The 15,757-nt window shown below is 44.3% G+C and carries 16 protein-coding genes and 1 pseudogene; 12 read left to right on the top strand and 5 right to left on the bottom strand.

Annotation, left to right across the window (positions count from 1 at the left end):
- Positions 1-12 precede the first annotated feature (12 nt).
- A complete protein-coding gene (locus tag QUD86_RS01750; protein WP_286297605.1) occupies positions 13-792 on the top strand; it encodes an SDR family oxidoreductase in 780 nt (259 codons plus the stop codon).
- Between the two features lie 8 nt (positions 793-800).
- On the opposite strand, the gene QUD86_RS01755 is transcribed toward QUD86_RS01750, so the two are convergent.
- Positions 801-1,334 carry a DUF2889 domain-containing protein gene (locus QUD86_RS01755; protein ID WP_286297607.1) on the bottom strand — a complete coding sequence of 178 codons (534 nt, stop codon included), beginning with the start codon at positions 1,332-1,334 and terminating at the stop codon, positions 801-803.
- Positions 1,335-1,442: 108 nt separating this feature from the next.
- Between QUD86_RS01755 and QUD86_RS01760 the strand changes: the two genes are divergently transcribed.
- Together QUD86_RS01760 and QUD86_RS01765 are read left to right on the top strand one after the other, a co-directional pair.
- On the top strand, positions 1,443-2,183 hold the full coding sequence (locus tag QUD86_RS01760; RefSeq protein ID WP_286297608.1) for a pseudouridine synthase: 741 nt from the start codon (positions 1,443-1,445) through the stop codon (positions 2,181-2,183).
- Positions 2,170-2,478: a 4a-hydroxytetrahydrobiopterin dehydratase gene (locus QUD86_RS01765; protein ID WP_286297610.1), complete on the top strand. Its 309-nt coding sequence runs from the start codon at positions 2,170-2,172 to the stop codon at positions 2,476-2,478. Before QUD86_RS01760 ends, QUD86_RS01765 begins: the two co-directional genes overlap by 14 nt.
- On the opposite strand, the gene QUD86_RS01770 is transcribed toward QUD86_RS01765, so the two are convergent.
- Positions 2,479-2,703 carry a hypothetical protein gene (locus QUD86_RS01770; RefSeq protein WP_286297611.1) on the bottom strand — a complete coding sequence of 75 codons (225 nt, stop codon included), beginning with the start codon at positions 2,701-2,703 and terminating at the stop codon, positions 2,479-2,481. It lies immediately after the preceding gene.
- Between the two features lie 165 nt (positions 2,704-2,868).
- Here QUD86_RS01770 and QUD86_RS01775 point away from each other — a divergent pair, with 165 nt between their 5' ends.
- The 3 genes from QUD86_RS01775 (at position 2,869) to QUD86_RS01785 (ending at position 4,792) form a co-directional block, all read left to right on the top strand.
- Complete coding sequence (locus QUD86_RS01775) at positions 2,869-3,207, top strand: hypothetical protein (RefSeq protein ID WP_286297613.1); 339 nt, start codon at positions 2,869-2,871, stop codon at positions 3,205-3,207.
- Between the two features lie 59 nt (positions 3,208-3,266).
- Complete coding sequence (locus tag QUD86_RS01780; protein WP_286297615.1) at positions 3,267-4,085, top strand: peptidylprolyl isomerase; 819 nt, start codon at positions 3,267-3,269, stop codon at positions 4,083-4,085.
- A gap of 167 nt (positions 4,086-4,252) precedes the next feature.
- Positions 4,253-4,792, top strand: a complete 540-nt coding sequence (locus QUD86_RS01785; protein ID WP_286297617.1) for a phasin family protein — start codon at positions 4,253-4,255, stop codon at positions 4,790-4,792.
- A 33-nt stretch (positions 4,793-4,825) separates the two neighbouring features.
- On the opposite strand, the gene QUD86_RS01790 is transcribed toward QUD86_RS01785, so the two are convergent.
- The 3 genes from QUD86_RS01790 to QUD86_RS01800 form a co-directional block, all read right to left on the bottom strand.
- Positions 4,826-5,668 carry a DUF6671 family protein gene (locus QUD86_RS01790; RefSeq protein ID WP_286297618.1) on the bottom strand — a complete coding sequence of 281 codons (843 nt, stop codon included), beginning with the start codon at positions 5,666-5,668 and terminating at the stop codon, positions 4,826-4,828.
- A 102-nt stretch (positions 5,669-5,770) separates the two neighbouring features.
- Entirely contained in the window at positions 5,771-6,739 is a 969-nt protein-coding gene (locus tag QUD86_RS01795; RefSeq protein WP_286297620.1) for a sodium-dependent bicarbonate transport family permease, read from the bottom strand.
- A gap of 23 nt (positions 6,740-6,762) precedes the next feature.
- Entirely contained in the window at positions 6,763-7,650 is an 888-nt protein-coding gene (locus QUD86_RS01800) for a LysR family transcriptional regulator (protein WP_286297621.1), read from the bottom strand.
- Between the two features lie 123 nt (positions 7,651-7,773).
- Here QUD86_RS01800 and QUD86_RS01805 point away from each other — a divergent pair.
- The 6 genes and pseudogenes from QUD86_RS01805 to QUD86_RS01830 form a co-directional block, all read left to right on the top strand.
- Positions 7,774-8,436, top strand: a pseudogene (locus tag QUD86_RS01805) (TerC family protein); the annotation flags it as partial.
- A gap of 96 nt (positions 8,437-8,532) precedes the next feature.
- On the top strand, positions 8,533-9,042 hold the full coding sequence (locus tag QUD86_RS01810) for a universal stress protein (protein WP_286298583.1): 510 nt from the start codon (positions 8,533-8,535) through the stop codon (positions 9,040-9,042).
- A gap of 653 nt (positions 9,043-9,695) precedes the next feature.
- On the top strand, positions 9,696-10,961 hold the full coding sequence (locus QUD86_RS01815; RefSeq protein WP_286297623.1) for a TolC family protein: 1,266 nt from the start codon (positions 9,696-9,698) through the stop codon (positions 10,959-10,961).
- Positions 10,958-12,304 carry an efflux RND transporter periplasmic adaptor subunit gene (locus QUD86_RS01820; protein WP_286297625.1) on the top strand — a complete coding sequence of 449 codons (1,347 nt, stop codon included), beginning with the start codon at positions 10,958-10,960 and terminating at the stop codon, positions 12,302-12,304. Before QUD86_RS01815 ends, QUD86_RS01820 begins: the two co-directional genes overlap by 4 nt.
- A 3-nt stretch (positions 12,305-12,307) precedes the next feature.
- Complete coding sequence (locus QUD86_RS01825; protein WP_286297627.1) at positions 12,308-15,403, top strand: efflux RND transporter permease subunit; 3,096 nt, start codon at positions 12,308-12,310, stop codon at positions 15,401-15,403.
- On the top strand, positions 15,400-15,726 hold the full coding sequence (locus QUD86_RS01830) for a P-II family nitrogen regulator (RefSeq protein WP_286297629.1): 327 nt from the start codon (positions 15,400-15,402) through the stop codon (positions 15,724-15,726). The genes QUD86_RS01825 and QUD86_RS01830 overlap by 4 nt, the downstream gene beginning before the upstream one ends.
- Positions 15,727-15,757: the final 31 nt, after the last annotated feature.

Below are 15,757 nucleotides of genomic sequence, written 5' to 3' on the forward strand. Positions count from 1 at the left end.
GCGTACGAAATAATGGAGCATACAGAACATACTGTATTAGTCACTGGCGCAACAGCTGGATTTGGTGAGGCCACTGCACGACGCTTTTTGGCTAATGGCCATCGGGTCATTGCCTTGGGTAGAAGGGTAGAGCGCTTAGAGGCTCTTAAGGCTTCACTTCCTACGATGCAACAGGATAAATTACTGACTTTATCGGTTGATGTTTGCGATAGTAAGCAGGTTGACCAATTGGCGGCAAGCTTGCCTGCTGAGTTTGCTAACGTGACGATTCTGGTCAATAACGCCGGATTAGCCTTAGGTTTGGAGCCTGCGCATCAAGCAATATTGTCTGATTGGGATCGGATGATTGATACCAATATCAAAGGCTTGGTCCACATGACGCGGGCATTTTTGCCTGGCATGGTTGAGCGCAAACAAGGACATGTCATTAATCTGGGATCCGTCGCAGCTAATTACCCTTATCCTGGTGGCAATGTTTATGGTGGAACGAAAGCTTTTGTGCATCAATTCAGTTTAAATTTAAGGGCGGATCTCATTGGGACGCCAGTCCGCGTCACTTGTGTCGAGCCTGGTATGTGTTCTGGTACAGAGTTCTCTAATGTTCGCTTCAAGGGTGATGACGATAAAGCGGACAAGGTATATAGCGGCGTTCAGGCGCTTAGTGCGGATGATGTAGCAGAGGCCATTTTTTGGTCAGCAAACTTGCCAAGCCATATGAATATTAATTTGGTGGAGTTGATGCCCGTTCAGCAGTCATTCAATGGTTTTAATGTGCACCGTGGGGCCCTCTAAATAAAGGGTTAGCCCTTCCACTGATAAAACTTGGGATAGTGCCGCAGTACTACGGGGCCATCAAAATCCCATGATTTGCAGGTCCCCAAGTAAAGCGGTGGTTTATCGTCACCGGAGTCCAATAGTGCTCCAGGTATCGATTGAAATGCGGCGGTTGCCATGCTGGCCAATAACTCTCGAAGATGGGTGCATCCCTGAATACCGCCTAAGTGGGTATTAATCGTTTTTCGCCAACCTTTGCCGATTTGTTCACCAATCAGGGCGTCCATGGGTGGTATGACTTGTGGGCATTCAGGATGGGGATGTTTATCCATCACCACTTCAATATCCTGAATCACAAGTTGTGTATTTAAGGTTACTCTGACCCACATGTCATGAAATGCCTCACCGGGCTGCCAAGTGCTAGCACCAGTCGTAAAAGGATTGGATTTGAAATCCCGTAAATGGGCCTCGATATCCCATAAGCCATCTTCACGGGCATAACCCTGAAAAATAATTTCACGAGTGTGTAAGTGGCTTCTAGGCGCAGGTGATGAAAGCATAGGGGTCTCTAATTCCAGTGGGAAATATCAAAAGTATGACATTCATGATAATGGCTTCTGACGCCCATAGAAGATAAGTATTGCTTTGTAGTATGCTCAGCAACATCTATGTCCAAACCACTTCCACTCGAAAAAATATTATTTAGCCAAGGCTTTGGTACCAGGCGTTATTGTAGTGATTTGGTGTTGGCCGATCTGGTAAAGGTCAACGGGGTTCTAGCAGAAGATCCGGATGAGCGTATTGCTACTGAGGGTTTGATTCTCAATGTAGAAGGCAAGGATTGGGAGTTTCATGAAAAAGCGTATATCGCTTTTAATAAGCCCCCAAACTATGAGTGCTCTCATAAGACTACTCATCACCCTAGTGTTTATAGCTTACTCCCCAAGCCATTCGTAGAGCGTGGCTTACAGTGTGTCGGGCGCCTTGACTTTGATACAACAGGTTTAATTTTGATATCAGATGATGGTCAATTTATTCACAAGATGACGACGCCAAAGAAAAATATTGGCAAGATATATGAAATCACGACCCCAGAACCTATTACTCAAAAGCAAATAGACCATTTGTTGCGGGGAGTTGTATTGGATGATGATCCTAAGCCATGTCTCGCTACCGCATGTCAGAAACTCAGTGACAACACCTTAGCGATGACGATCGTTGAAGGGCGTTATCATCAAGTTAAGCGCATGATGGCTGCCGTAGGTAATCATGTAGCACGGTTGCATCGTACGGAAATAGGCCAATATGTCATGCCCGCAGATCTTGCTGAAGGTGAGTGGCGCTGGCTTTACCCAGATGACTTAAAACAGTTATCGCAGAGTGTGGAGCATTCTCATGTCAAAACCTAGCATCTTGCCAGTAGATTTTAATTTTTTAGAGGCTGTGCCAGATTGGCACTTAGCTTCGAGCGGTCAGGAGATCTCTCGTGAATTTACTTTTAAGAGCTTTAAAAGTGCCTTTGCATTCATGACGCTCAGCGCAGACTTTGCTGAAGAGCTCAATCACCACCCAGATTGGACTAATTGCTGGAATAAGGTCAGCGTCCGGTTGAGTACCCATGATCTTCAGGGGTTGACTAAGCTCGATATCACCATGGCTTGCGCCATGGATCAATTTGCTCGAGATATCGCTAATCAGAATTAATTAATGCTCTTCTTCATCCTCTTCCTCAGAGTTCATGCTCATGAGAATAGTGGCTAAGAGGCCGTAAACCACTTCAGTAGCAATCATCCCATCTTCGTCAAGCTCATCGATCAGATCATTTAAACAATCTTCGGTTGGCTCGTTCAATAAGGTCATGGCGCATTTGCACCCGTAATCAAAATCTTCATCATCTGGGGTTGATGTCTCGTTAGTTTCGTTAGTCATGCCGGTCCTTTAAATGTAATGCCGTAAGGGTTGAGAATAACGCTTTTATTGCATTCTTAAAAGCGCTTTATCTCCCCAGGGACATCAGTGCTGAATGAGCCCCATATTCACTACATCCGCTACACTACAAATATGATCAAATTCATATTGTCGATAACAAAGACTATGCAAACTCAACGCATTCAGACAAGACCCCTTTTGATAGTAGTGCTTGCTAGTATTTGCGCTGTAACTGCTTCCAATCAAGCTATAGGACAAACTTTCTCCCCGTACACGCCGGCCCAGATTCAAGAATTGAATAGTCAATCGATTGCACCAGTAGAGACACCTGCAGGTCCAATGTATTCCAATACACTGCCAGCAAACTTCATTCCAAGCCAAAATAAAAGCCCTGGCTTGGATTCTCGCTACTTCTCAAATCCTCAGGGTGAAGAGCAGGCACAATCGCAAGAAACAGATTCTGCGGCACCATTTGAGCCTATACCTTCAACGGTTCAGTTTTAACGGCTACAGCTAACTCTAGCTGTTACTATGAACTTCATCACCTCCCAAAAGACTTTTTCATGAAATCACTCATCCTTCAGTTAGCCTTAGCGATCCCCCTTTCATTTGCCACATTAGGCACGGCATTTGCTCAGGGAGCACTACCAGTCAGTGCGGCCGCTTCTGTCAATGGCACGATTATTTCCAATGACACGGTAGAGCAGGGTATACAAGCGGCTTTGGCACAAGGCCAGACAGATTCTCCAGAATTAAGACAGGCTGTATTAGGAAAGTTGATTGAGATTTCACTGCTTTCTCAGCAAGCGGAGAAGGATGGCTTGGCGAATTCAGATAAAGCCAATCGTCAACTAGCGATGATTCGCCAGAATTATTTGGCGGACTTAGAGTTGGCTACTTATATTTCAAAGAATCCAGTGACTGAAGCAGACATGCAGGCTGAGTACAACCGAGAGATTGCTTCCTTGGGTTCGCAGGGCATGATTGTTGAATACAAAGTGAGTGATATTGCCGTTGCTACTGAGTCTGATGCGCAAGCGGCTTTAGCCAGAATTAAAAAAGGGGAAGCATTTGATAAGGTGGCTAAAAGCGTTTCACTGGCACCAAATAAGGTTCAGGGTGGCGCGGTTGGTTGGGTTCAAGCAGGCCAGACTCTGCCACAAATTGCCAATTTATTAAGCTCGATGGCTAAGGGGCAAGTTTCACCAGTTCCCATTAAGATGCCACAGGGCTGGTCTTTAATTAAGCTTGAAGACAAAAGAACTAGTAAACCACCAAGCTTTGAGCAAGCTAAAGCGGCTATTCGCAATGGCATGATCCAAAAGAAACAGTTTGAATTTTTATCCCAATTGCGTCAAAGCGCCACAATTATTATTCAGTAATTATTTAGTAGCTAGTGGTATTTCTCTATCTGAATCATTCGTAATTCAGAGTAGATTAGATTACTAGATTGGTCGTACTTTCAGCAGTAAGTTCAGCAGTAAGTTCAGCAGTAAGTTCAACAGCATGTGCATTATGGATTTGATATTCAATTACATAGGAGCTAGCCATGATTCAGAAGAACGCAAAAAAGGTAATGGATGCAGCGCAGGCGGTGGGTCGGGTAGCTTTGACTAGTACCCAAGAAATTGCACAATTAAATCAACAGGCCTCTCAGGAACTCTCTACTCGCCTGCAGGCGAAAGTAGCTGATTTGATGAAAACCCAAGATCCTAAGGCTGCTTTTGAGTTTGTGCATGCACAGGTATTGCAAGACGCTGCTAAAGAAGTGACGCAGTACCAGGCTAAGTTATGTCAGGCTTTAGCGAGTAGTAATCAAGAGTTGGTCAAGATTGCTGAGTCAATGATTAAAGAATCGCAGCAAGATTTAATTCATTTTGTAAATGAAGCTACTCAAAATGCTCCGGCAGGTAGTGAACCCTACCACTCAATATTTAAGGGCTCCTTTAGTAGTGCATTGCAAAACTTTGAATTGATTCGCGCTGCTATGGCCGACTCATTTGGCAGCTTTGAAAAGAGTGTCCAGAATATGAGTAATATTGCAGGCACTCAAAAAGACGCAAATCCTAAGGCTCGAAGTAAAAAATAAGCCTCAGTAGTCGGCTGGGATTGGGATCCAGTATTAAGGATTGCAGTGGCTGCAGCGCGATGGATCTGCAAATTTTAGTACCTTCATGCCTTCAATATGTTGATGGTCACACTTGAGGCATCCCCATATCTTTGCTATCTCTTGTTCAGTTGGTAGTCCACAGGCATTGCAAGGGAGGCCCCGCTGGATGTCTTTAATCCAATAGCCTGGAGTCTGACATTGTGGACAAACAGAATTCATTTTCTGAATGAGATCCAAAGTAGCTTTACGAATATTCTCCATCCGTGTGGGGTTAGCAAAAGCCCTTAAATCATTTTCTACAAAGACCATGCCTTTAGTCGAGTGCGCTTGAGCCCACTCAAAAGCCTCTTTTAACTCGATGAGGTTTTTAATGCCCTTGCGAGATTGGGGATGGTGTTCATCCGTTGGTTTGATGACCAAGTGATGCGATGGAAAGAGGGCGGATTCAGAAAACTTGATGAGCTCCTCCCAATGATTGAGATAGCCGCTATTACTTTGAGCGGGCGCACTAGAAAAGCCAATGATCTCCAATTGATGCTGGTGATCCAATAGCACTACGAGTTCATTATTCCAAGGGATCACACCGGTATAAGGGTCAGTAACAAAGGCACCTTCATTTGCTAGGCCTAGCTTGCTGCTAAGTAGATCCATGCCGATGACGGCTTTCTTGCGAGCAGCATCAAGCTGCGTTCCGTATCTAGGCGTTTCACGAGTGAATGTACCTAACTGATCAGTGTCATAGGCATCGGTATGCTGGACTTGACAGCCGGTGAGCGCAAGCATTTCAGGGGCAATCACCACTTCTTTGCCATGCTTGGTGAGTAAGCTGGCGGTCCGATTAGAAAATAAATTCATATAGAGACTCGTGCGAAGTTTGAGTGAATTGATGCACTGCGGTGACGTACTACGGTGACGTACTACGGTGATGTAATGCGGCGATGTGCTGCGGTAACGATTCTATAAAAGCTGTTTAGCAATCCAAGTGTATAGCGGAATACCAATCATGATATTGAACGGAAAAGTTAACCCTAAAGACATGCCCATATATAAGGCTGGGTTGACTTCAGGCAGAGCATGCCGTAACACTGCAGGGACCGCAATATAAGAAGCGCTAGAGGCGAGCACCATGAGTAGAACGGTATCTCCGAGTGGTAAGCCTAACAACCTACAGAATACGAGAGCTAAGAGCGCATGAGCGAGAGGTGAGCCTATGGCATATAGCAAAGTAATCGGTGGCTTTCCTTTGAGACCGCTGAAATTTCTGGCTGCCATCAGCCCCATGTCTAATAGGAAAAAAGCGAGCATTCCCTTAAATAGATCAATCGAAAATGGGGCCATCAGCTTTTGACCGGCGTCGCCACTCATCAGGCCTACTATCATTGATCCCAGAAGTAGTAGCTGTGCGCCATCAGTAAATGACTCATGTAATACCTTAGATAATCCAGTGGCTGGCTGTTGGGTACTTTGACTGGATGGGTGGGCAGCTCTGGCTTTGTTAGCCATGATGATGGCGAAGATAATTGCTGGAGACTCCATAAGCGCCATCGCAGCAGCCATGTGGCCACCATAGGCAAGATTTAAGTGATCTAAATATTGGGTGGCAGTAATAAATGTGACGGCACTGACGGATCCATAGGTAGCGGCAATCGCAGCTGAATCAAAAGCATTTAATTTTTTTCGTAGAATCCAATAACCAATTATCGGAATCACTATCGCTAACAGTATGGCCAAGCCTAATGAGAGTCCGATTTCCGTAGTGAAGCCCGATTTGTGGAGGGCAAATCCACCCTTTAAACCCAGGGCCATTAATAGATAGAGCGATAAAAATCGGGAAATAGGTTGTGGAATTTCTAGATTGGATTTGACGGTGCCTGCAAAGACGCCAAAGATGAAAAATAAAATTGCGGGATCGAGAAAATTAGTCATGTTTCTATTTTAACTGGTGAGTATCAGAGTGACGATCTTTTGATGATGGCTTCTACGAGTGGGTTGGCAATTTTTTTCTCAGATCTAATGGCGTAGAAATATTCATAAATATCGCTGCAGTGGCCTAGTGCTTCAATGTGATAAGTTTCCCTCAATTCTTTTTGCACTAGATTAACTGCAGGAAAAACACCCATACCACTAGCGGCAAAGGTTTTTAGTAGAGCGCTATCTTCAAATTCGCCCACTACATTCGGGATGATGTTATTTTTGATAAACCATTGGTCGATCAAAAATCGAACCATCGAATGGGATGTGGGAAGCAAAATAGGCAGGTGATTTAAGCAGTCTGGAAATGTACCCTTTACTGCTTTTGACCATTTTTCAGAACCATACCAAGAGATAGCAGATTTAGTTAGCTCTTCACTGTAAACATTGAGGTTTTTGTTATTGGGCGCAGGGCGATCTGACAAAATAATATCGAGCCGATGTAATGCAAGGTCTGCCAATAAATCATCAAATTCACCCTCATGGACAATGAGGTGAATTTCCTTCATTTGTAGAATAGGTTCAAGTAATTGACGAGTAATGAGCTTTGGTAAACCATCGGATACCCCAACGGTAATTTTTTGTTTGGGGGCTTTAGCGGCATCCCTCACTGCCTCAGGCAGCCTCTCGCCTAGTGAAAAAATCTGATCAGCGATTTCTAAAGCGGCAAAACCGGACTCCGTCAGCGTAATACCCCGCCCTGCAGGCTTAAATAAAAGGAAACCTAGCGACTTTTCTAGCTCATGAACCTGTGCGCTGATCGTCTGAATGGCCATATCTAGACGCTCAGCAGCCTTGGACATACTGCCTTCCTTGGCCACTACCCAGAAGTAGTACAAGTGTCGATAGTTATAGGGCATGGTCATATTCAGGTTTTTTCGAAAGTAAGTTCAATATATATCTTCTTTTTACTAAGCTCAATAAATCTTAAATTAACCCCATCAGCGCTCATGGTATTCATGAGTCAAATATAAATTAAGGAAACTCAATTGGAACTCTTTAGCCCAGAATTTTTTTCGGCCTTAATGGCGATTGTGATGATCGATTTAGTGTTGGCGGGAGATAACGCCATCGTCATTGCAATGGCCGCTAAAAATCTCCCCGCGCATTTGCAGAAAAAGGCAATCGTTTGGGGTGCGGTAGGGGCAATTGTGGTGAGAAGCATCATGACGCTACTAGTCGTGTATCTACTGCAAATCCCTGGATTAATGCTAGTTGGCGGTTTACTCTTATTGTGGATTGCCTATAGATTGCTTAACCCTGCAGCAGATGATGGAAAGGGACATGGCGCCGCTTCCACTACATTCTGGGGCGCAATGAAAACGATTGTGATCGCAGATGCGGTGATGGGTTTAGACAATGTCCTGGCAGTCGCTGGCGCATCTAATGGAAGTTACGTACTCGTTGTATTAGGCCTACTGATCAGTATTCCGATTGTGATTTGGGGATCAACCCAAATTTTGAAACTGGTGGAGCGTTACCCATCGGTCACCTATATAGGCGCTGGTGTTCTGGCATTTACCGCGGCAAAGATGGTTATTTCAGAGCCAATAACACAGGAATTTCTGCAGTCTTATAGCGCTGCATGGGAATACGTAATACAAGTTGTTGTAGTGCTGGGAGTTTTAGGTGGTGGTTTTATAAGAAGCAGGCTGGCCCTGGAGGATGTCATTGCCTCCTCGGTAGTAAACCCAGAATCTGCTGAGGATATATCGACATTGCAGTCTTCTCAATTGAAAGGAAATACCATGAATTCCATTCTGATTCCAGTTGATGGTTCTAAGAATTCTGATTTAGCAGTTAAGCATGCAGTACGAGCATATGGGCACAATCCCCAAACGCATATTCATCTGTGTAATGTGCAGCCAAGCTTGCATACGCACATCCGTAAATTCTTGAGTAAACGCTCTGTTCAAGATTGGCAAGCTGATTGTGCGCTCAAAGCTACAGAGTCTGCATCACACTATCTCGAAACAGCGGGTGTTGCATTTTCTTCTAGTTATGTTTGTGGAGATAAGGGCACTGGTTTACGTGATGAGGCGCAGCGACTTCAATGCAATCGGATCGTGGTTGGGACTTCTAAAAAGCATTCAGTAAATAGGCTCTTTGAAAACTCTACAACTGCTAAGTTGCTGGAAATCAGTGATGTTCCAGTAGAGGTGGTTACTGGTAGCGCCTTGCATCCATTAGAGCGCTGGGGAATTCCTGCCTTAGGCGCTGGCGCTGCCACTGCGTTGATGGCAATTGTTATTGATTAACTTTATCCTGCTGTTCTCTCTTTGGCCCTCTTAGTGAGGGCCTTTTTTTATTTTAAGTATCAGTAAAAACCAGAAATATAATCAATTAAATTCACCTTTATTAGGAATATAAAAAACCATATAGTTCAATACATGATCAAAGTTAAAGGGGTGACATGAATGTAGTTTTAGAGGCAGGGGGTGTTGTCGAGCCTGAATTCACAGTATTCATTCAGAACCGGGTGCGGTTCTCTCTGAGGAAATTATTTTGGTTGGTGCATAAAATTAAAGTGAAATATTCAATTGAGGTGCACTCTAGGACTGCCTGCAATCAAATTTGTTCAATAGAGATACAAACTTTTAATTGCCGTCCTATCGAGGTGAGTATTACTGCGAGAGATCAACGCACCGCACTCGAAATGGGCTTAAAGAAAATACATAAGTTATTACAAAAAACATTTCATCAGAGCCAGCAGTATGGACGTATTTCTAGGCGGATACTTCGTTAACTGTGTAGCACCTAAAATAAAGTGAGCTGATGAATTTATTGCCTTATTTTCAGACTTTTGCGTTCAAAACTGTGCCAGTGCTCCATATTAGAGGCATTTACCCCGCCTTAACTAGATGAAGGGCTTGATAATGGAGGATTGTGTTTGTATTTAAGAATATTTACTATGAGTCGATCTAAGACCCTTTTATTTGTTGCGACCTGCCTTTGGTTTGCGGGTAGCGTTTTTGCGCAAGGGCAAAAGCCACTGACCGTCAATGAACTGATTTCAATTGCGATTAACTCCAGTCCGCAGGTATTGGCGGCCCGAGATCAATCTCAAGCGATTAAGGGCCAGCTTTCAACGGCTCGCGCCATTCCAAATCCTGATTTTGAGGTTAACACTGGTCAACAGCGATCAGCATCTGGTCCCTTAACAACCGGCAATGTGTCATCTTGGTCGGTAACGCAACCATTAGATATGCCTTACACGCGCTTTCCTAGAGTTAATGCTGCTGAGGCTAACGTTCGTGCGGCAGAAGCGGGTCGCATTGCTTTTGAGATTGAAATTATTTCCAAGGTGCAACAGCGTTTCTATGAGGTGATGCGGCGTGATGCTGAATTAAGCGCGGCAGAGGCGGACTTAGATCTGACAAAGCAAATTCGTGATCGTATGCAGGTCCGCTATGACGTTGGTGAAACTGCACGCTTTGAGCTGATCAGAGCTCAAACAGAATTTTTAAATGCGCAGATTAATGCCGAATCAAGCAAACTGCGGGTAATGCAGGCAAAAAGTATGTTGAGGCAGACAGTGGGGCATGGCTTGCCTGCGGACTATTCGGTGGTGACGCAATCTATTCAGATGGAGGCACTCCCCCCTTTGGCCACATTAATACAAGAGCTGCAAACTCAGAGCCCAGAATTAAAGCGAGCCAAAGCTGAAGTCGAGTCTACTGAATCTAGACTGAGTTTTGAGCAAAACTCACGACTACCTCGAATTTCTTTAAAGGCTCAGCAATATAACGATCCGAATTTTACGGATCGACAGTATGGCTTGGTGTTTAGTATTCCCATTTGGGATTTTAAGGGCGGGCAAATTGCTGAGGCACAGGCAAATGCTTCAAAGGCTAAAAATCTCCTGAATGCGCAAAGTCAAAATTTAGAGCAGCAAATGGAAACAGCTTACCAGTTGTACCAAATGACAAGTTATCAAGTCAAAATATTGGATCAAGAAGTAGTGCAGCTAGCCTCCAGTGCCAGAAGAATTGCTGAGGTGTCCTATCGATATGGTGAGCGCGGTATGTTGGAGTACTTAGATGCGCAAAGAACCTTTAGGTTGGCGCGAAATGATTTGATTAGAGCCCGTTTTGATCTAGCCTCAGTATTAACAGAAATAGAGCGTTTAAGGGCAACGCCAGAGCTAATTGCAAAGATAGAAAGTGTAAGGCAATGAAGAAAAAATTCATTTTAGGAATGAACGTCATTCAAAGTTGGTATGTTCAATATATGAGTATCGCTAAGGTATACACAAGAAAATGGGCTACCGACGTTATCGGCGCCCAAAATAATATGTACACCCTGACGCATGATTGGTTTACTTCACATGTACCAAGCATTGCAAAACAGTATGACAAAGCACCTCAGTGGACTCAAAAGGGTTTGTTTTACCTGCCATGGTTTTGCTTATTTTTAATCATCCTTAATTACTTCAATGTTTTTGACCGCAAGCCTTCGGTTAAATTAGTACAAGATCCCAATATCGTGATTCTAAATAAAGATTTACGAAGCATGATTACGGATGGCCGAGTCTATAGCGGTTCCTTTGTAGAGGAACTACGAGCTTCAGGCCGCATAGACTTTAATGAACTTTTTCTTTCTCGAATTGGGGCGAATGTCACAGGCCGTGTTTCAGATATTTTGGCTATTCCAGGGCAGGCGGTCAAGCAGGGTGACATTTTGGCCAAGATTACTTCTACTGAATTAACTCAGTCCCAGTTATCGTATTTAAAAGCGAAGAGTGCAAGTCAGCTTGCTGATCAAGCGGCTAATCGTGCCAGAATTTTGTACAAAGAAGATGTTATTGCCTTGGCCGAATTGCAGAGGCGTGAAGCTGAGGCCAATAGTGCGAAGGCGGAATATCGGGCAACCAACGACCAATTGCGAGTGCAGGGCATGGATCAGCGTAGTATTGACCGCCTTGCAAAATCAGGTGTCATTGAGTCTATCAATAATGTCATCGCAACCATACCCGGTCAAATTGTTGAGCGAAAAATTAATAAGGGGCAGGTCGTACAGCCTGCAGACGCACTCTTTACGGTTGCTGATCTCACTACATTGTGGGCTATTGCAGAAATTCCTGAGAGTAATGCCTATTTGATTCGTAAAGGTCAAAAAGTGACCTTGATTATTCCTGCCTTACGCAATACTGAAGTCGAAGGAGTAGTCGCGCACGTTGACTCTATTGTGAATCCTCAAACACGAACCGTCATTGTCAGAATGGAGATCTCTAATAAAGAAGGTCATATAAAGCCTGGTATGTTGGCAACGATGTTGATTGAAAGTCAGCCGATAGAAAGGCTGTTAGTACCGGTAAGCGCAGTCATCCGTGAAGATAATCATGATCATGTTTTTATTCGCGAAGATGACAACACCTATCGCATGGTAGCAGTGAAGTTGGGCCCAGAGGGTAAAGGCTATCGACCAGTACTTTCCGGTGTGAAAGAAGGTCAAGATATTGCCGTTAACGGCGCATATCATCTAAACACTGAGCGTAAGCGACAGCTTAATGGTGGATAAATCATGATTGAGAAAATTGTCCGTCTCTCGCTGCAGCAGCGCTTACTAGTTGTTATTATTGCGCTCGTCCTATTTATTGCAGGACTGTTAGCGACGAAGCGTTTATCAGTAGATGCCTTTCCGGATGTAACAAATGTACAGGTACAGATTGCTTCAGAAGCGCCTGGTCGCTCTCCTGAAGAGGTTGAGCGCTTTGTTACTGTCCCGATTGAACTGGCCATGACGGGATTGCAGGGCCTAATCGAAATGCGGTCTCTTAATCGCAATAATCTGTCGGTTATCACGCTTGTCTTTACAGAAAAAACAGACTTATATTTTGCAAGGCAATTAGTTACTGAGCGTTTAATTGAAGTGGGCTCCAAAATGCCCGTTGGCATTACCCCGGTTTTGGCACCGCCTTCAACAGGATTGGGTGAGATCTATCAGTACACCTTAGATCACCCTTCGGACGGTACAAGAAAGCTCACGATTGACGAGCTGGAGGAGCGTCGCACTATTCAAGATTGGGTGGTCAGGCCAATGTTGCGCTCAATCTCTGGTGTGGCAGAGATTAATACTCAGGGTGGATATGCCCGGGAATATCAGGTGTTGGTTAATCCTGAGCGATTACGTCACTACCAGATCAGCTTGCGTGAAGTATATGAGGCTCTCGCTAGAAATAATGCAAATTCTGGTGGTGGGCAGCTGCCTTCCTATGCTGAGCGTTACTTAATCCGTGGTGTAGGTTTGATTACAAAGCCTGAGGATATCGAGAAAATTATTCTTAAAGAGGTTAAGGGTACGCCAATTTATGTAAAAAATATCGCAGAGGTCGTTATTGGCAGTGAAATTCGACAAGGTGCCGCGATTAAGAACGGTTATACCGAAAGCGTTGCCGGAATTATTCAAATGATTCGTGGTGGTAACGCTCGTGAAGTAGTCAATCGCATTAAAGCAAAGGTAGCGGAAATTAATGACGGCAAGCAATTGCCTGATGGTTTGCAGATTGTTCCGTTTTATGACCGAACTGATTTAGTAAATGCAGCGATGTTTAACGTTGCTAAGGTATTGATTGAGGGTGTGATCTTGGTGGTGATCTTGCTCTTTTTATTCTTAGGAGATGTGCGCTCATCACTAATTGTGGTGGCTACATTAATTTTGACGCCGTTGTTAACTTTTTTAGTCATGAATCGCTACGGCATTTCTGCAAATCTCATGTCCTTAGGTGGTCTTGCTATTGCCATAGGCATCATGGTCGATGGCTCAGTAGTGGTTGTTGAGAACACCTTTGGTAAATTAGGCGCTAAACTCAAAACAGGTGAATCGAAGAACCGAATTATTTTAGAAGCAGCAACAGAGGTCGGCAAGCCAGTACTCTTTGGGGTAGGCATTATTATTTTAGTTTTCATGCCCTTGTTATCGCTTGAGGGTATGGAAGGAAAAATGTTTGCACCGATGGCCATTACGATTGCTATTGCATTAACTATCTCACTAATTCTTTCTTTTACGCTTTCTCCAGTCTTATGCTCTTATATTCTGAAGGGTGGTAATGAGGATGACACTAAGCTAGTGAGCCGTCTAAGAGCGCCATATGAGCGCTGGTTGCACTGGAGCCTATCTAATCCTAAGCTAGTAGTTAAGCGTTCGTTTATTGCGCTAGCGGTCAGCATTTTAGGCTTCGTGATGCTAGGTAAAGCTTTTATCCCAGTGATGCAGGAGGGTTCAATTACGCCAGTCATCATACGAGCTCCCAATATTTCTTTAGATGAGTCAATTCAATTGGAATTTGAAGCGATTAAGCGAATCATGACGATACCCGGAGTTGAGATGGCTGTTTCTCGTTTGGGTAAAGGAGAATCACCCGCTGACCCTGGCCAGCCTAATGAGTCTGACCCGATTGTGACCTTAAAGCCTATTGGCGATCGCAAGCTTAGCCAAGAAGAGATTGCTCAAGAAATTCGGAGTAAGTTAAAAACAATTCCGGGTATTGAGTTATCGATTTCTCAACCAATTGCTGCTCGTGTTGATGAGATGGTTTCTGGAGTACGCTCACAAGTCGCCATTAAGATTTTTGGTGATGACATGATCATCTTGCAAAAGCTAGGCGCTCAAATCAGCCAAATTTTGACTAAGATGAAGGGTAGCAATGACTTGCGTATTGAGCAGGCTACTGGTCAGAACTATCTGAACATCACTATCAAGCGAGATGCTATTGCCCGCTACGGCATTAATGTAGCTGATGTGAACGAGGTAATCGAAACAGCGATCGGTGGCAAGCAAGCGTCAATAGTGTATGAGGGGGAAAGACGTTTTCCTTTAGTGCTGCGCTATCCATCCTTTTATCGCGACAAAGTCGACGCGATTGAAAATATCATTTTGCATTCATCCGATGGTGCCCAAGTATTGATGCGTGACCTAGCGGATATTGCATTAGTAGACGGCCCCGCACAAATTTCTCGGGAGTCCGGTAAGCGGCGCCTCGTGGTTGGCGTTAACGTAGAGGGTCGTGATTTGGCTGGTTTTGTAAAAGAAGCACAATCCCAAATCGCTAAAGAACTTGAATTGCCTCAGGGCTATAGCTTGCAGTGGGGTGGTCAGTTTGAAAATATGGAGCGAGCCATGGCGCGGCTGATGGTAATTATTCCGCTGACGATTTTAGCCATTTACTTTTTATTATTCATGCTATTTAAATCATTAAAGTTAGCGGGTTTGATTATTTTGGTACTCCCATTCGCATCCATTGGGGGCGTCTTTGGTTTGTTTATTACGGGTGAATACTTGTCTGTACCAGCCGCTGTAGGATTTATCAATTTGTGGGGAATTGCAGTATTAAATGGGGTGGTATTAATATCCTTTATTAAGCAACTTCGCGATGACGGGTATTCAATGGAAGATGCATTGCTGCATGGCTGCGGCCATCGATTTAGGCCAGTCATGATGACGGCTTCCGTAGCGATGTTAGCTTTAGTGCCAATGCTCTTTTCTGGCGGTCCTGGCTCTGAGGTTACAAGGCCACTTGCAGCGGTTGTGATTGCAGGACTAATCACCTCAACAGCACTCACATTGTTAGTGCTCCCTGTTTTGTATAGATGGTTTGAAGATAAAGAGGTGGAAGCATGATGGAAGTCAAGGCGGTCGTTCGACCCAATAAATTAGCTGCTCTACGAACCGCTCTTTTAGAGGTTCCTGGATTTCCGGGTATGACGGTGACGAAGGTTGAGGGCTGTAGTGCTGCTAACCGTACTGAAAAGGTCAATATTAAGGATGAGTTAACAGACTACTCCGCCAAGATCAAAATAGAGATGATCTGTAATGATGAGGCTGCGCAGATTTTGATGGATCGCATCGTGGCTATTTGCCAAACGGGCCAGATTGGCGATGGAATTGTATGGTGCACTGAGGTTCCTAAGGCCTTCTTTATTGCAAAGAGCAGCACCCAATAACAATTCTCTAGAAATGGTTAGAATGGGGCAT

This window comes from Polynucleobacter sp. TUM22923 (assembly GCF_030295705.1).
Lineage (GTDB): Bacteria > Pseudomonadota > Gammaproteobacteria > Burkholderiales > Burkholderiaceae > Polynucleobacter.

What these genes read in the sequence shown, in the direction of transcription:
- QUD86_RS01750 (WP_286297605.1), top strand. Translation starts at nt 13, where the DNA reads ATGGAGCATACAGAACATACTGTATTAGTCACTGGCGCAACAGCTGGA.
- QUD86_RS01755 (WP_286297607.1), bottom strand. Translation starts at nt 1,334, where the DNA reads ATGCTTTCATCACCTGCGCCTAGAAGCCACTTACACACTCGTGAAATT.
- QUD86_RS01760 (WP_286297608.1), top strand. Translation starts at nt 1,443, where the DNA reads ATGTCCAAACCACTTCCACTCGAAAAAATATTATTTAGCCAAGGCTTT.
- QUD86_RS01765 (WP_286297610.1), top strand. Translation starts at nt 2,170, where the DNA reads ATGTCAAAACCTAGCATCTTGCCAGTAGATTTTAATTTTTTAGAGGCT.
- QUD86_RS01770 (WP_286297611.1), bottom strand. Translation starts at nt 2,703, where the DNA reads ATGACTAACGAAACTAACGAGACATCAACCCCAGATGATGAAGATTTT.
- QUD86_RS01775 (WP_286297613.1), top strand. Translation starts at nt 2,869, where the DNA reads ATGCAAACTCAACGCATTCAGACAAGACCCCTTTTGATAGTAGTGCTT.
- QUD86_RS01780 (WP_286297615.1), top strand. Translation starts at nt 3,267, where the DNA reads ATGAAATCACTCATCCTTCAGTTAGCCTTAGCGATCCCCCTTTCATTT.
- QUD86_RS01785 (WP_286297617.1), top strand. Translation starts at nt 4,253, where the DNA reads ATGATTCAGAAGAACGCAAAAAAGGTAATGGATGCAGCGCAGGCGGTG.
- QUD86_RS01790 (WP_286297618.1), bottom strand. Translation starts at nt 5,668, where the DNA reads ATGAATTTATTTTCTAATCGGACCGCCAGCTTACTCACCAAGCATGGC.
- QUD86_RS01795 (WP_286297620.1), bottom strand. Translation starts at nt 6,739, where the DNA reads ATGACTAATTTTCTCGATCCCGCAATTTTATTTTTCATCTTTGGCGTC.
- QUD86_RS01800 (WP_286297621.1), bottom strand. Translation starts at nt 7,650, where the DNA reads ATGACCATGCCCTATAACTATCGACACTTGTACTACTTCTGGGTAGTG.
- QUD86_RS01810 (WP_286298583.1), top strand. Translation starts at nt 8,533, where the DNA reads ATGAATTCCATTCTGATTCCAGTTGATGGTTCTAAGAATTCTGATTTA.
- QUD86_RS01815 (WP_286297623.1), top strand. Translation starts at nt 9,696, where the DNA reads ATGAGTCGATCTAAGACCCTTTTATTTGTTGCGACCTGCCTTTGGTTT.
- QUD86_RS01820 (WP_286297625.1), top strand. Translation starts at nt 10,958, where the DNA reads ATGAAGAAAAAATTCATTTTAGGAATGAACGTCATTCAAAGTTGGTAT.
- QUD86_RS01825 (WP_286297627.1), top strand. Translation starts at nt 12,308, where the DNA reads ATGATTGAGAAAATTGTCCGTCTCTCGCTGCAGCAGCGCTTACTAGTT.
- QUD86_RS01830 (WP_286297629.1), top strand. Translation starts at nt 15,400, where the DNA reads ATGATGGAAGTCAAGGCGGTCGTTCGACCCAATAAATTAGCTGCTCTA.